This window comes from Streptosporangium becharense (assembly GCF_014204985.1).
Taxonomy (GTDB): domain Bacteria; phylum Actinomycetota; class Actinomycetes; order Streptosporangiales; family Streptosporangiaceae; genus Streptosporangium; species Streptosporangium becharense.
The window spans coordinates 2,004,349-2,018,550 of record NZ_JACHMP010000001.1 but is presented as its reverse complement, the minus strand read 5'-3'; the positions used below and the strand labels follow the sequence as shown (position 1 = coordinate 2,018,550).

Genomic DNA, 14,202 nt, shown 5'->3' with positions numbered 1-14,202 from the left:
GCACCGGAAGGTGTCGGGTTCGTGCCGGAGACCGTGAGGCTTCCCGCCGCGAGGCTTCACTCGCCGCCGGGGGTGACGGTCAGCCGAAGGCGCCGTCCTTCACGGCCGTGAGGAACGCACTCCATTCGCCGGAGCCGAAGACCAGGACGGGACCGTCCGGGTCCTTGCTGTCGCGGACACCCCGGCGACCGCGGGAGAGGGAGGCGACCTCGACGCAGTTACCGCCGTCGGGCCCCGACAGGGTGGACCTGCGCCATGTGGTGGAGGTGATCTCCTGGGTCAGTTCGTCCATCGCGGTAGCGTCTCCTTGATCAGCTCTAGGGACTCGCGCTGTGACAATGCTTCGGAACGAATCCCCTCATATCTATATATCAAGGTGCGGACATCTTCTGGTCGTTCCGTCACCCGGCTCATTACTCCGGCGGATTCGACATATGCCGTGTCGAAGGCACCCTGCGTTTGTGCGATGGCGAATCCTCCGGCGAGGCCGGTCGTCGAGTAGGCGTTGAGGGGAAGAACCTGAATGGTGAGCCGGGGAGTCTGCCCGGCCGCAAGGAGGTGCTCCAGTTGGGCCGCCATCACCCTGGGGCTCCCGATCGGGCGGTGGAGGACCGCTTCGTCGATCACCACCCAGAAGAAGGGCGGTCTGGGACGTCTGAGAATGGACTGACGTTCCATCCGGGTGGACACCTGCTCCTCGACCTGCTCGGGAGTCACCCCGATCTCGCCGCTGAGAATGGCCCTGGCGTACTCCTCCGTCTGGAGCAGGCCCGGCATGATCAGCGGTTCCCAGGTGCGCAGCGCCTCCGCCGTCGCCTCCACGTCGAGCCACGGACGGAACCAGGGCGGGGCCGAGGCGTGGCTGACCATCGGCCAGAGCCGCATCAGCGCTCCCTCCGCCTCCAGTGCCTCATCGCAGTGCCGGGCGAACTGCTCCGACGGTGACCGTTTCGCGGTCTCGATCATGCTGATCGTTCCCACGGAGTAGGGTACGGCCTTCGACAGCCGGATCTGGGACCACCCCCGGGTCTTGCGGTGCCTCCGCAGTTCGAAACCGAAAAGGGCGGTGGGGGAATCGGATGGGCACAGGTCGCTTTCCTTCGGCATTCCGCCTCCCGGGGGAATCGGCGTTTCAACATGCCTTTCACCGAAACTGTTCATAGCTGATCGAATTCGATCCGCTACCGAATGTGGCGACTGTTTGGGATCGCCGGAGGGTCAACCGGGGAATGTCTCCCCGAATGGATCTCCAAGTGGGTGAAGCCATGAAAACGGCGAGTCCGGGGCCGAGGATCGTCGGCCGGATCGACCTGCCCGGTGTCCGCGAGCCGGTCCCGCGTGCCCGTTCCGAGGTGCGCGGGTGGCTCGGGGACGACCATCCCGCGATCGACGACGTCGTGCTGGTCACCTCGGAACTGGTGACGAACGCGACCAGGCACTCCGGCGCCGGGGCGGGTGATCTCATCGGTCTCACCGTCACCGCGACGGCGGACGTCGTCCACGTGGAGGTCGGCGACCCGGGTTCGGCGTTCTCCGCGCCTCACGTCCGGAGGGCGGCGGACGCCGAAGACGGTCGCGGCCTGCTGATCGTCCGGGAGGTGGCGCTGGAGTGGGGGACGCGCGAGCGCGGGCGGGGTGAGGGCCGCACGGTCCGGTGCATCGTCCGGGCTGTCCCCCTCGACCACGTGCCCGCCTGCGGATCGGCGGCCGGTCAGGGGCGCCGACGGTCCGGTGCACCGTCCGGCGGGACGTCAGGGCACGGTGACCAGACCGCGGTTGATGGCCTCCTCACGGAGACGTTTCAGCGGGATCGCGACGCCGTCGCGCTCGATCCGCCAGACGTCCCAGCCGGCGCACGCCCTGGTCCCGGCGACCGCGGCCCCGGCGGCCGACAGGGAGGGGAAGGGCTGTCCGGTGTCCAGCCGGATCGTCCCGTCCTCCTCGACGGTCGCGAAGTGGACCTCGCCCTTGACCGTACGGAAGATCTTGGCGTTCGGCGGTATCAGGCCAGCCGCGATCAGGTCGGTGACCTCGACGCCGTAGCGGCGGCGGGCAGTGGGGCGTTCGGCGGGAACCCCGATCACCGGCAGCCGGAACCCGAGTCTGTCCGGGTTCCAGATCTCCTCGCAGAGGAGCCGGTAGAGGTGCTGCCGCAACTCGATCTCCCGGACGCCGAACTCCGGGCAGGGCCGGAACGCGCTGTCCAGGCCTGAGGCCTTGAGATATTTGGTGAACGGTGTGTTCCGCAGGCGGCTCTTGGGGTGCAGGGAGGCCGCGAGCCTGTTCTCGGCGTAGTAGTGCTCCAGCTTGCGCTCGTAGGGGTCGTCCCGGAAGCTCGCGTTGACCGACTTGGGCAGCAGGAGCAGGGCACCGAGGCGGTTGCGCCGGAGATGGAACTCCGCGGTGGTCTCGACCTCGGCGCGGTAGCGCTCGAAGCGGTTGGCCCAGATGTGCTCGATCTCGTAGTCGCGACGTCCCTGGAGGAAGTCGTAGTCGTGGTCTCCCCCCTCGCACGCGCGCTGGACGTGGGCGGTCATCCGCGCGAGCAGGTAGCGGACCAGGCGGCGGTTGTTCGCCCGGAGCCCGAAGGAGACGATCTCCCGGAAGTCGTACTCCAGCAGGGAGGTCTCCCGGCCGAGGACCGCGGCGACGTCGTCGGCCGTCCGGCAGATCCGCAGCAGCGGGATCAGCCGCCGGACGATCTGGTCGAGGTCCCGGCGCTGCACCGGCAGGTTGTTGACGCACCGGCGCACGTAGACGAGATCGAGGAACGCCGCGGCCATCGAGCACTTCTGGAGGAAGACCGCGTCGGTGTCGTCGGGGGAGACGACGGAGAGCAGCAACGTGAACTGGTCGTCGATGCCGTTGTACCCGTTGAAGAAGACGGCGGCGAGGTCGGGCCGGTAGTCCTGGCGGGCCCGGAGCAGCACGCAGTAGCGCTCGGAGACCTCGGTGAGCCGCTCGACGAAGTCCCGGGCGCCCGCCGGGTGGTCGAGGCCGAGCTGGACCTCGTTGCGAAGGATCCACTCGTGGGCGGCCCGCCCGATCTCGGCGGCGTCCGCGGACGCCTCGTCGAAGTGCGCGTACCGCGCCAGGAGGAAGGAGCGGACGTAGGCGCTGGGTGTGCCGGCGTCGGGGGAGTCCGTCTCCGCGGTGGTGAGGCGGGCCAGCATGTCGGCCCACGCCCTGCCCAGCTCCTCGCGTGCCCGCGGGCTGACCCGCCGGAACAGGTGGCCCTTCAGCAGGTCGACGTGGCTCAGCCGGAGCCCCCGGTCGTTCATGGACACGAAGATCTCGCGGCCGTTCTCCTGGTCGAGGGCCCGGATGCCGACCAGGCACACCCGGTCGAGCAGCCACCGGACGAACGGGACCAGGGCCTCGTCGCGCAACCTCTCGGGGAAGTCCTCGTCGATCTCCCTGCTCCGGTCGTGCAGGTTCCGCACGGAGACGTGGGCGTCCTCGGGCAGCGTGAAGCCCTTCAGCCCGTTCCAGTCGGTGACCAGGGAGTTGAGCAGCTGCGCGCGGGCCAGCTCCTCGGAGCTGCCGACCTTGAAACTCCGTTTGCCGTGCCGGGCCGTGTAGGTGAGCCCCTCCAGTTCGTCAGCGTAGATCCACTTCTCCTGGTCGAGCAGCAGCTGCCGGAGGTAGATCAGCAGGAGGTGCAGCGTCGTGACGCGTTGCTGGCCGTCGACGAGGAACGTGCGGCCGTCGCTCTCGTGGTAGACGTAGGGGCCGAGGAAATACGGGGCGTAATCGCCGACCTCGTCGTTTTCCCGTAAGGGGTCCCACTGGTCGAGGAAGCGCCGGCTGAGGTCGTCGATCAGTGTGCCGACCTCGTGACGGGTCCAGGTGTATTCCCGCTGGTAGTAGTCCAGTGCGAAGGAATTCCGCTCGAAGAGCGCGCGGACCGTGACGCCTTCGCCGTGAATGGGACTGTCCACCATGGAATCGGATACGCCTCTCACCTATGGGGAGTGTCCCTCTGCGGGCCGATTCATTTCATCTATCACGTCAGACGCGAAAACGGCGTGAATCCCATAGAAGTCATCGTCTGATCGCGGACCATGCGTCGCGGACCGTGCGCCATGGACGGTGTCGCGGACAGCGCTGCGGCACGGCTCTTCCGCGCTGGAAGCGGTCATGCCGCGGAGTCGTCGCGGGGTCTACCGGGCGGGCAGGCCCAGGGCGGCGGCGTGGCAGCGCATGGCGTAGTCGAAGGCCGCGGCGCGGTCGAGGATCGCGTTGTCGAACTGGCCGAAGAGTTCGAAGCTGATCCAGCCGAACAGGCCGGTCCAGGCGTTGAGGGCGAGGACGATCACCTCGTCGGGAGCGCCGGGGATCATCTCGCGCACCCGGGCGGCGTCCTCGGCGAAGGACGGCGGGGTGGGCGGATGGGGAGCCGGCGGGTTCAGGGTTCCGGCGTGGAGGGCGTCGGCGACGATCCGGCCGTAGACGAGGGTGTCGCGGGTGGCCGGGCCGACGGTGTCCTGCGGGGCCTGGTAGCCGGGGACGGGTGAGCCGTACAGCAGGGCGTACTCGTGGGGGTGGGCCAACGCCCAGTCGCGTACGGCGTGGCAGACCGCCAGCCACCGGCCGGCGTGGTCCTCGCGGGGCAGGGCGGCGTCGGCCTGCTCCACGACCTCGCCGACGGCGTTGTAGCCGTCGATGATCAGGGCGGTGAGCAGATCGTCCCGTGACGGGAAGTAGCGGTAGATCGCCGAGGAGACCATGCCCATCTCCCGGGCGACCGCGCGCAGCGACAGCCCGGCGGCGCCTTCGGCGGCCAGTTGCCTGCGTGCGACGTCGGTGATCTCACGGGTCAGCTCGGCCCTGACCCGCTCTCGCGCGGTACGGCTCACACTCATGGCCCGACCTTAGCAGAGCGCTGAGAAAAAACGAGAGCACTGCTCTTGACGAACGGTGCTCCAAACAGAGAGCATTGCTCTCGAAAGGGAACGGCAATCTCCAAGGAGCTCCCGTGACGGTGCCCGTCTCGAAGGAGACGGGACTCTCCTCGACACGGACGGCACTCCCCTCGAAGCAACGGAAAGGAAGAACACCCATGACCAAGCACGTGATCGCGGGCGCCGGACAGGTCGGCTCCCAACTCGCCGGGCTGCTCGCCGGACAGGGGCACGAGGTGGTCCTGATCAGCAGATCGGGATCGGGGCCCGACCTGCCCGGGATCCGGCGGGTCGCCGCCGACGCGGCCGACCGGGAACGACTGACCGGCCTGACCCAGGACGCCGCCGTCCTCTACAACTGCGTCAACCCGCCCTACCACCGCTGGGCGGGCGACTGGCCGCCGCTCGCGGCCTCACTGCTGGCGGCGGCCGAGGCCACCGGCGCCGGATACGTCATCCTCGGCAACCTCTACGTCTACGCCGCCCCCGACGCGCCGATGACGGAGGACGACCCGCTGACCCCGCCCAGCGTCAAGGGCGGAATCCGGGTCCGCCTGTGGGAGGAGGCCCTGGCGGCGCACCGGGCCGGGCGGGTCCGGGTGACCGAGGTGCGCGCCTCCGACTACTTCGGGCCGGGCTGCCTCGACCAGTCGCACCTGGGCGACAGGTTCGTCCCGAAGCTCCTGGCCGGAAAGCCCGTCCGCTTCGTCGGCGACCCCGCCCAGCCGCACAGCTGGACGTACGTGCCCGACGTCGCGCGGGCCCTGGCCGCGGCCGGTGCGGACGACCGCGCCTGGGGCCGGGCCTGGCACGTCCCGACGGTCGACCCGATGACGATACGCGAGGTCGCCGAGCGCCTGTGCGCGATCGCCGGGGTGCCGAACCCCGGGGTCCGGGCCATGCCTCATTGGCTGCTGCGCGCCGCGGGCGTGTTCTCCACGATGATCGGCGAGATAGAGGAGATCCGGTACCAGTTCACGCGTCCCTTCGTCGTCGACTCCACCGCTTTCCGATCCGCCTTCGGGATGGAGCCGACCCCGATGGACGAGGCGCTGGCCGAGACGGTCACCTGGTGGCGCGGACGCCTGGCGGCGGCGGCCTGAGCGGTGCCGGGACTTCTCTCCCGCGCAGGTCGCGCTGCGTGCGCTGAGCACCCGGTTGCGGGGGCTGCACCTCGACAAGGGCCGGCCGAGCCTGCGCGACCTCGTGACGCGGATCGACGAGCAGATCGGTGAGGACGCGGTCGGTCCGACCACGGTGCGCACGGTTCTGTACGGCACCGCGGTACGGCCGGTCACCGAGGCGTCGGTTGCCGGAGCACCGGACGCGGTACCCGCGTGGCGCCGGGCGGCGCGCGCCGTACGCTTCGGGTATGAAGATCGCCGTCATCGGCCTGGGGGACATCGCGGAGAAGGCGTACCTGCCGGTCCTCGCCGCGACCCCCGGCCTCGACCTCCACCTGTGCACCCGTGACCGCGCCACGCTCGACCGCCTGGGCGACGCCTACCGGGTGGGACGCCGGTTCACCTCGGTGGCCGGCGTGCTGGACGCGGGGGTCGAGGCGGCCTTCGTGCACGCGGCCACCGGTGCCCACGTCGAGGTCGTGGAGCCGTTGCTGCGGGCGGGCGTCCACGTCTACCTGGACAAGCCGATCGCCTACACCTTCGCCGAGTGCGAGCGCCTGGTCCTGCTGGCGCGGGAGACGGAACGCTCACTGTTCGTCGGGTTCAACCGCCGCAGGGCCCCGTCCTACGCGGCCCTGCGCGACCTGCCGCGCGACCTGGTGATCATGGAGAAGAACCGGGCGGGCCACCCCGACGATCCGCGGATCGTCGTCTACGACGACTTCATCCACGTCGTCGACACGCTCAGGTTCCTGGTCCCCGGTGAGGTGCGGCACACCGGCATCCGCACCCGGGTGGTCGACGGCCTGCTGGAGCACGTGACACTGGAACTCTCCGGTGACGGTTTCACCGCGTTCGGCGTCATGAGCAGGGTGAGCGGCAGCGCCGAGGAGACCGTGGAGGTCATGGGCGGCGGCGTCAAGCGCCGGGTGGTCAACCTGGCCGACGTGATCGACCACACGGGCGGCGAGACCCTGACCCGCCGCGGCGACTGGACCCCGGTCGCCCGGCAGCGCGGCATCGAGGGGGCCTGCCTCGCGTTCCTGGACGCCGTCCGCTCCGGCGCCGTCGTCGACGCCGGCGACGCCCTGGTGACCCACGCGATCTGCGAGGACATCGTCGCCGCCTGCGCGGGGGAGACCTCGGCCGGATACGACCCCGTCTGAACGGGCCCGTCCGGCCGGTCCCGTCCACGACGCGGCGGCGCGGTGGGTCAGCGCTGGGCCAGGTACTCCCGGCCCAGCGCGCGCAGCCGGTCGTGGGCCGACTCGTAGACGGCGGGTCCGCCGAGGACGGACTTGGGGAGCCGGGCGACCATCGTGTAGTTGGTGTCGCAGACGTTGCCGACCGGGGCCTCGCCGATCTGGCTGACCAGCTGGTAGGCGTCCAGGACGTCCAGGCCGGTGAGGTAGGCGGCCCAGGTGACCAGGTCGTGCTGGCTGATCCGGTAGGCGTCCTCCAGCGGGCGGGCCGAGCCGGTCGACATGAGGTGGGCGTCGTCCTCCATCCGGGGCCACGGGGTGATCACACCCTTGATCAGCTCCACGGCGACGACGGTGTTCATCGCCGTCTCCACGGCCGTGCCGCACACCTCGCCGTGCCCCTGGCGGGCGTGCCCGTCGCCGATCGCGAACAGCCCGCCGGAGACGTTGACCCCCAGGTAGACGGTCACTCCGGCGCGCAGTTCGGGGGAGTCCATGTTGCCGCCGTGGGCGTCCGGGGTGATGGTCATCCGCGCCTCGGACGCCCCGGGTGCGACGCCGACCGTGCCGTGCATCGGGTCGAGCGGGAGCTCGGCGGTGAAGTCGCTCCTGCGGGCGTGGTAGCGGACCACCCCGGCGGCGACGTCCACGTCGTAGAGCCAGACGACCTCGTCCAGCGGAGGGGTCAGCATGGCGGTGGTGTGGGTGCCGGTCAGCGCGCCGAAGTGCGGGAAGGTGGTGGAGACCGCCCAGTCCCTGGCGGGTTCGACGCAGACGAGGTGCAGCGCCAGCGTGTCGCCGGGTTCGGCGCCATCCACGTGGAAGGGGCCCGTCACCGGGTTGAGGTAGGGGAAGTCGCAGACCCGCGAGGGCAGGTCGTCGACCGAGGTGACCCGGCCGGCGAAGCAGTCCTCGGTGTACATCTCGACGATCGTGCCCGGCTGGATCCGGGCGACGGCGGGACGCCCGCCGAAGGTGTAGGCGAGTTCCTCCGGCTTCGGGCGGTAGGAGACGACGTTCATCGGGCACCTCCACGGGGATCGGACGTGCCGGACGGGTCCGGGGCGTCGGTGAGCCCGGCCAGGGTGGGCCGGTGGCCCGACGCGTAGGAGACGGCGAGCAGGACCAGCCCGATGCCGAGCCAGAGCAACCCCAGCGTCTGGGCCGCGATGCTGGCGTTGATCACGACGTAGACGAGGATCGCGAAGCCGATGACCGGGGCGATCAGGTGCCGCCACCAGTCGCGGCTGCCGCCGCGTACGACGTAGTGGACGACCACCGAGACGTGCAGTGCGAGGAAGGCGCTCATCGCGCCGAAGTTGACCAGGCTGCTGATCAGCGGGATGCCGTCCTCCCGGGTGGTCAGGTAGAGGCCGACGACCAGGGAGACGGCGGCGACCATGAGGGTGGCGTTGACCGGCACCCGGTGTTTGGCGTCGACCCTGGCCAGGAAGTGGGGGAGCTGGCGGTCGCGGGCCATGGCGAACAGCAGGCGGGAGGTGGCCGCCTGGGCGACCAGGGAGTTGGCGAAGCCCCAGGCGATGGCGGTGGCCACCGCGGTCAGCACCCCCAGCCAGGGGCCTCCCGCGAACGCGGCCATGTCGTAGAAGGCGCTGCCCTGCGGGTCGCCCTCGGCCAGCAGCCGGCTCCGGTCGGGGGTGAGCAGCGCGGCGATCCAGGTCTGGGCGATGAACAGCACCCCGGCGAGGACCAGCGCGGCGACCATCGAGGCACCCAGCCGCCGGGCGGTCTCCCGGCTCTCCTCGGCCAGCATCGAGATGCCGTCGAAGCCGAGGAAGGAAAGGACCGCGATCGAGACCGCGCCGAAGACGAGCGGCCAGGAGAACGTCGAGGGGTCGAAGAGCGGGCTGAGCGCGCCGGCCTGAGACCTGCCCCGGGCGATGGCGGCCAGTCCGACCACGATGAAGATCGCCAGGACGATGAGCTCGCCGACCAGCATGATCTTCGTGACCCGTGCGGTCATCTGGATGCCCGCGTAGTTCACGATCGTGTTCAGCACCACGAACGCCACCAGCCATCCCCAGACCGGGATGAAGGGTACGAACGACGCCATCGCCGCGCTCGCCACGAGGTACAGCAGGGCGGGCACCAGCACGTAGTCGAGCAGGATCACCCACCCGGCCAGGAATCCGACGGGGACCGCGATGCCGCGACCGGCGTAGGTGTAGACGGAACCGGCCATCGGGAACGCGCGGGCCATCTGCGCGTACGACAGGGCGGTGAAGGCCATCGCGACCATGCCGATGGCGTAGGCGAGGGCGACCATGCCGCCGGAGGCCTGGAAGACGCCGCCGAAGATGCCGAACGGCGCGATCGGCACCATGAAGATCAGGCCGTACACGAGCAGGTCGGTGAAGCTCAGGGACCTGCGGAGTTCCTGCTGGTAGCCGAACTGCTCAAGGGAAGGCTCGGTGGTCACGGCACCGCCTCCTCGAAGAGGGCCTCTCGAAGTAGGTGCAGCCGTACCCAGAGCCCGGGGCTTCAAGGGAAAGAGCCTTCCTCGAAACCTTTGGCGGAAAATGACGAGGGCCGGAGCCGGGCGCCGTCCAGCGCCCGGTTCCGGCCCGCCGAGGTGCCTCCCGGCTCAGCGCATGCGACGCGGGTCGTCGTCGACGTCCCCCTCGACGTCGATGCGTTCCTTGCGGACCTGTCCGGAGACGGTCTGGTTCTCGGTGACCTCTTCCTTGGTCATCCGGACCTGCTCGACCGGCACGGCCTCGGTGGTGACCACCGGCCGCTCCTCGTGCAGCGTCACCTCGTGCTCGGACTCGGTGATGTCCGGACCGCTCAGCGCGTCGCCCCGGTTGGCGTCGGTGATCGGCTCACGCTCGATGCGGACCTCCTCCCGGGTGACCGGTACGGTGACCTGCTCCTCGTCGGTGACGACGTACTTGCGCAGCCGGGCCCGGCCCGTCTCATGGGTCTCGGTGCCGGCCCGCAGCTGCTCCTCCGAGCGGGTCATCGCGTCGCCGGACGCCGTACCGCGGCCCATCGAGGTGGTCTCCCCGGTGATCCCGGTTCCACCGGCCATCGGCGCCTGGCCGGCCATCTCGCCCGCGCGGCCGAGACGCTCCTGCTCCCGCAGGCCGCCGGAGTGGGCCCAGCCGCCCTGGCCGGGCTCGTTGGCCTGCTGCCACGACTCTTCCCAGCTGAGCTCGTAGTAGCGGTAGAGCTCGCGCTCCTCCTCCGCCGACAGGTGCCCGCCCGACTCGACGTCGACGTTCGGGGCGTTCTTGATGCGGGCCTTGTCGTAGCCGACTTCGACGTGGTCCTCGACCACGTTGGCATCGCGGATCGGGACGAAGGTCTCCTTCATCCCGAAGAAGCCGGTCTTCACACACAGCCACTCGGGCCGGCCGGTGGCGTCGTCGAGGTAAACGTGCTTGATCTCGCCGACCTTGTCGCCGTCGCGGTCGTACAGCGGGTGGTCGATGACCATGGGAATCTGCTCTCGCGTGATCATGCTGTCTCCTTCCGGGTGAAAGCCCTGACTGCCATACCGCTGAGGCGACGGAGGAAACCGAACTTAAGAGATAAAGTGCTCAACTCCTGATAAATGGCATTTTTTACGGCATGGTGCAGGCGTTGCCGCCGCCCGATAACCGGGCGGCGGCGTCAGGAGTTCGGGAGTACGGCATCACGCGCCGGCGCCACCGACCCGGACCCCGGGGCACCGGGATCCGGGGCCCGGTAGCACGGATCCCGGGGCACCGGGAGCACCGGGCCGGGCGGCGTCAGGAGTGCGGCGCCGGGCGGCGCCGGTGCTTGGAGACCCGCGGTGTCAGGAGCACAGGCCGCGCAGGCGGTGGGCCTCGGCGACGCGGCCGACGCCGACCAGGTGGGCGGCCTGGCGCAGGGTGGTCCCGTGCTCGGCCGCGACCGCCGCGACCGTGTCGGAGGTCTCCTCCACCAGGCGGCGCAGCCTCGCGTCGATCTCCTTCGCGCTCCAGGAGCAGGCGTGCAGGTTCTGCTCCCGCTCCAGGTGGGAGACGATCACGCCGCCGGCGTTGGCCAGGATGTCGGGGACCACGGTGGTGCCCGCGTCGGCGAGGATCACGTCGGCCTCGGGGGTGACGGGGCCGTTGGAGCCCTCCACGACCAGGCGGGCACGGACCCGGGGGGCGTTCCCCGCGCTGACGGCCTCCCCGGTGGCCGCGAGGACGAGCACGTCCACGTCGAGCTCCAGCAGATCCTCACGGGACAGCGAATCGGCGTGCCGGTGGCCGCGGACTCCGCCGTTCTCGTCCGCCCACGCCGACAGGGCACCGACGTCCAGGCCGGAGGCGGCGGCAACGGCGCCGGTGCCGTCGGAGACCGCGACCACGCGGCAGCCCGCGTCCGCGAGGTGGCGCGCGGCGCGGGCGCCGATCCTGCCGAAGCCCTGGACCGCGACGGTGCGGCCCTCGGGGGAGCCGGGCAGGGCCTTGAGCGTCGCGGTCGCCAGGCCGCGGGAGGCCGCCTCGGTCCGGCCGCCGCCCGGCGCGACACCGGTCACCGCGCCGCTCGCCGGGTGGCCGCCGGCCGGGTAGCCGTCCAGGAGCCAGGTCATGGTCCGCTCGTCGGTGCCGAGGTCGGGGGAGGGGACGTCCTGCTCGGGGCCGAGTACCGGCAGGATCTCGCCGGCGTAGCGGCGGGTGAGCCGTTCCAGCTCGCGTCCGGTCAGCCCGGCCGGGGTCACGCACAACCCGCCGGCGGCGCCGCCGTACGGGATGCCGACCAGCGCGCACCGCCAGGTCATCGCCATGGCCAGCGCGGTGATCCGGTCGAGGTCGGCGTCGGGGTGGAACCGGACGCCGGTCATGGCCGGGCCGCGGGCGGTGTTGTGCTCGACCCGGAAGCCCCGCACCACCTCCATCCGGCCGTCCTCGCGGCGGACCGGCACCGAGACGGTCAGCGCGCGGCGCGGGGTGGCGAGCATGGTGCGCAGGCCGTCGTCCAGCCGGAGGCGGTCGGCAGCCTGGCCGAGACGGGACAGCGCGGAGTCGAGGGCCTGCCGGCCGGGGGAGACGGTGGTTGCCGGCGTCGTCGACGGCACCGTGAGCGTCATGGAAGGAACCTCCGTACAGTGGGCGGAGCGCCGTTGCCCCGCCCGGGGGCGGATCGTCATGATCAGGCTAGGTCCGGTTCTTTGCCCGGAGGGACGGGTCGTGTTTCGTTCTGGTGACTGACCGTCATGTGACCGGCTTCTGGGTGTTCCCCCACTTCGAGAGTGATGTGTTGTTATCAAAGTGGGCTTCCGGGCACTGTTGGGGAATGCGCCAATATGGCGGTATCCGCGTGGGATGTCCGCCGGTGTGTAGTGGCTGAGGGGATGGACGTGCCGGAACTTGTGGTCGGTCCGATGCTGCGTTACGTGGATGAGACGAGCGCGTCGGTGTGGGTGGAGACCAGCGAGCCGTGCCAGGTGGCGGTCGAGGTCGGCGGGGTGCGTTCGGAGGCCCGGACGTTCACCGTGCACGGTCACCACTACGCCCTCGTCGACGTGGAGGGCGGCGGAGCCTACCGGGTCACCCTGGACGGGGAGACCGTCTGGCCGCTGCCGGACCACCCGCCCAGCCGCATCCGCCTCCTCGGGCCCGGCGGTCCGGGAAAGGTGCTGTTCGGCTCCTGCCGGACCAGCGTGCCGCACGACACGCTCCACACCCTCTCCCACGGGGTCGACGTGCTGCGTTCCTACGGGTGCAGCCTGATGGAGCGGCCCGAGGACGACTGGCCCGACCTGCTGCTGCTCCTCGGCGACCAGGTCTACGCCGACGAGCCGTCCGCGGAGATGCTGGAGTTCGTCAGGAACCGCCGCCAGGAGGAGCCGCAGAGCGAGGTGGTGGACTTCGAGGAGTACGCCGAGTTGTACCGGCAGGCATGGACCGACCCGGAGATCCGCTGGATGCTCTCGACCGTCCCCACCGCGATGATCTTCGATGACCACGACCTTCGCGACGACTTCAACACCTCCGCCACCTGGCGCGAGCAGATGGACCAGGTGCCCTGGTGGCGGCGACGGGTGATCTCCGGGCTCGGCAGCTACTGGGTCTACCAGCACCTGGGCAACATGTCGCCGCAGGAGCGCGCCGCGGACGAGGTGCTCACCAAGGTGTGCGCCGCGGAGGGCGACGCGGCGCACATCCTCGACGCGTTCGCCGAGCACGCCTACCAGGTCCCCGCCGACAGCCGGTGGAGCTACGCCCGCGACCTCGGCGACACCCGCCTGGTCATGCTCGACTCCCGCTGCTCCCGGCAGCTCGATCCCGCCGACCGGCGGATGCTCGACCCGGTGGAGTGGGAGTGGCTCACCGACCAGCTCCGCAGGGGCGGCGCGGAGCGCTTCGTGATCGGCTCGTCGGTGCCGTTCCTGCTGCCCGCGGGCATCCACCACATCCAGACCTGGAACGAGGCCCTGGCGCGTGGCGCGTGGGGCAGGCTCGCGGCCCGCTGGTCGGAGATACTCCGCCAGGCGGTCGACCTGGAGCACTGGTCCGCCTTCCGCCGCTCGTTCGACGACCTGTCCAGGCTGCTGGCCGGGCTCGGCAAGCCGGTGATCATCCTCTCCGGCGACGTGCACTACTCCTACGTCGCCAAGGCGGACAGGTTCCCCGTCTACCAGCTGGTGTGCTCGCCGATCCGCAACCCGCTGAGCCGCACGCTCCGCTTCGCCAACATCGTCGCCCAGTTCGGCATCGCCACCCTGGTCGGCGGCTGGGTCGCCCGTCTGGCGCGGATCCCCAAGCCCCTGTTCAAGTGGCGGATCACCAACGGCCCGTGGTTCTCCAACGCGATCGCGACCCTGTCCCTGGACGGCGGCCCGGTCGTGGCCCGCTGGGACACCGCGACCGCCTCCGAGGTCTCGGAGATCACCACGGTGGAGCTGCCGGAGGTCTCCCCGGCCCACTGACCGGCCCCGCGGCCCGCGGCCGTCGTCCCGTGGGGCCGTCGTCCCGTGGGGCCGCTCGTCCC

Annotated in this window: 11 protein-coding genes and 1 pseudogene; 4 read left to right on the top strand and 8 right to left on the bottom strand. The window is 70.6% G+C overall.

Annotation, left to right across the window (positions count from 1 at the left end; genetic code table 11):
* Window positions 1-79: 79 nt before the first annotated feature.
* Together F4562_RS08640 and F4562_RS08635 are read right to left on the bottom strand one after the other, a co-directional pair.
* Complete coding sequence (locus F4562_RS08640) at window positions 80-292, bottom strand: DUF397 domain-containing protein (protein WP_184542380.1); 213 nt, start codon at window positions 290-292, stop codon at window positions 80-82.
* Window positions 280-1,107 carry a helix-turn-helix domain-containing protein gene (locus F4562_RS08635; RefSeq protein WP_246473851.1) on the bottom strand — a complete coding sequence of 276 codons (828 nt, stop codon included), beginning with the start codon at window positions 1,105-1,107 and terminating at the stop codon, window positions 280-282. Before F4562_RS08635 ends, F4562_RS08640 begins: the two co-directional genes overlap by 13 nt.
* A gap of 122 nt (window positions 1,108-1,229) precedes the next feature.
* Here F4562_RS08635 and F4562_RS36630 point away from each other — a divergent pair.
* Window positions 1,230-1,649 (top strand): annotated as a pseudogene (locus F4562_RS36630) (ATP-binding protein); the annotation flags it as partial.
* Between the two features lie 102 nt (window positions 1,650-1,751).
* Here the strand turns inward: F4562_RS36630 and F4562_RS08625 are convergent.
* Together F4562_RS08625 and F4562_RS08620 are read right to left on the bottom strand one after the other, a co-directional pair.
* Window positions 1,752-3,941, bottom strand: a complete 2,190-nt coding sequence (locus F4562_RS08625; RefSeq protein WP_184542376.1) for a GmrSD restriction endonuclease domain-containing protein — start codon at window positions 3,939-3,941, stop codon at window positions 1,752-1,754.
* A gap of 222 nt (window positions 3,942-4,163) precedes the next feature.
* Complete coding sequence (locus tag F4562_RS08620; RefSeq protein ID WP_184542374.1) at window positions 4,164-4,865, bottom strand: TetR/AcrR family transcriptional regulator; 702 nt, start codon at window positions 4,863-4,865, stop codon at window positions 4,164-4,166.
* 197 nt (window positions 4,866-5,062) lie between these two features.
* Here F4562_RS08620 and F4562_RS08615 point away from each other — a divergent pair, with 197 nt between their 5' ends.
* Both F4562_RS08615 and F4562_RS08610 read left to right on the top strand, forming a co-directional pair.
* Window positions 5,063-6,007: an NAD-dependent epimerase/dehydratase family protein gene (locus tag F4562_RS08615; protein ID WP_184542372.1), complete on the top strand. Its 945-nt coding sequence runs from the start codon at window positions 5,063-5,065 to the stop codon at window positions 6,005-6,007.
* A gap of 269 nt (window positions 6,008-6,276) precedes the next feature.
* On the top strand, window positions 6,277-7,194 hold the full coding sequence (locus F4562_RS08610; RefSeq protein ID WP_184542370.1) for a Gfo/Idh/MocA family protein: 918 nt from the start codon (window positions 6,277-6,279) through the stop codon (window positions 7,192-7,194).
* 47 nt (window positions 7,195-7,241) lie between these two features.
* Here the strand turns inward: F4562_RS08610 and F4562_RS08605 are convergent, their stop codons facing one another.
* The 4 genes from F4562_RS08605 to F4562_RS08590 all read right to left on the bottom strand — a co-directional run bounded on the left by F4562_RS08605 (window position 7,242) and on the right by F4562_RS08590 (window position 12,298).
* A complete protein-coding gene (locus F4562_RS08605; protein ID WP_184542369.1) occupies window positions 7,242-8,252 on the bottom strand; it encodes an acetamidase/formamidase family protein in 1,011 nt (336 codons plus the stop codon).
* Entirely contained in the window at window positions 8,249-9,670 is a 1,422-nt protein-coding gene (locus F4562_RS08600; protein ID WP_184542367.1) for an APC family permease, read from the bottom strand. The genes F4562_RS08605 and F4562_RS08600 overlap by 4 nt, the downstream gene beginning before the upstream one ends.
* Window positions 9,671-9,835: 165 nt before the next feature.
* The gene (locus tag F4562_RS08595; RefSeq protein WP_184542365.1) at window positions 9,836-10,714 is read right to left on the bottom strand and encodes a DUF2382 domain-containing protein; all 879 of its coding nucleotides are present in this window, start codon (window positions 10,712-10,714) and stop codon (window positions 9,836-9,838) included.
* 318 nt (window positions 10,715-11,032) lie between these two features.
* Window positions 11,033-12,298 carry a Glu/Leu/Phe/Val family dehydrogenase gene (locus F4562_RS08590; protein ID WP_184542363.1) on the bottom strand — a complete coding sequence of 422 codons (1,266 nt, stop codon included), beginning with the start codon at window positions 12,296-12,298 and terminating at the stop codon, window positions 11,033-11,035.
* Window positions 12,299-12,568: 270 nt separating this feature from the next.
* On the opposite strand from F4562_RS08590, the gene F4562_RS08585 reads away from it, so the two are divergent.
* Window positions 12,569-14,140: a DUF7800 domain-containing protein gene (locus tag F4562_RS08585; protein ID WP_184542361.1), complete on the top strand. Its 1,572-nt coding sequence runs from the start codon at window positions 12,569-12,571 to the stop codon at window positions 14,138-14,140.
* Window positions 14,141-14,202: the final 62 nt, after the last annotated feature.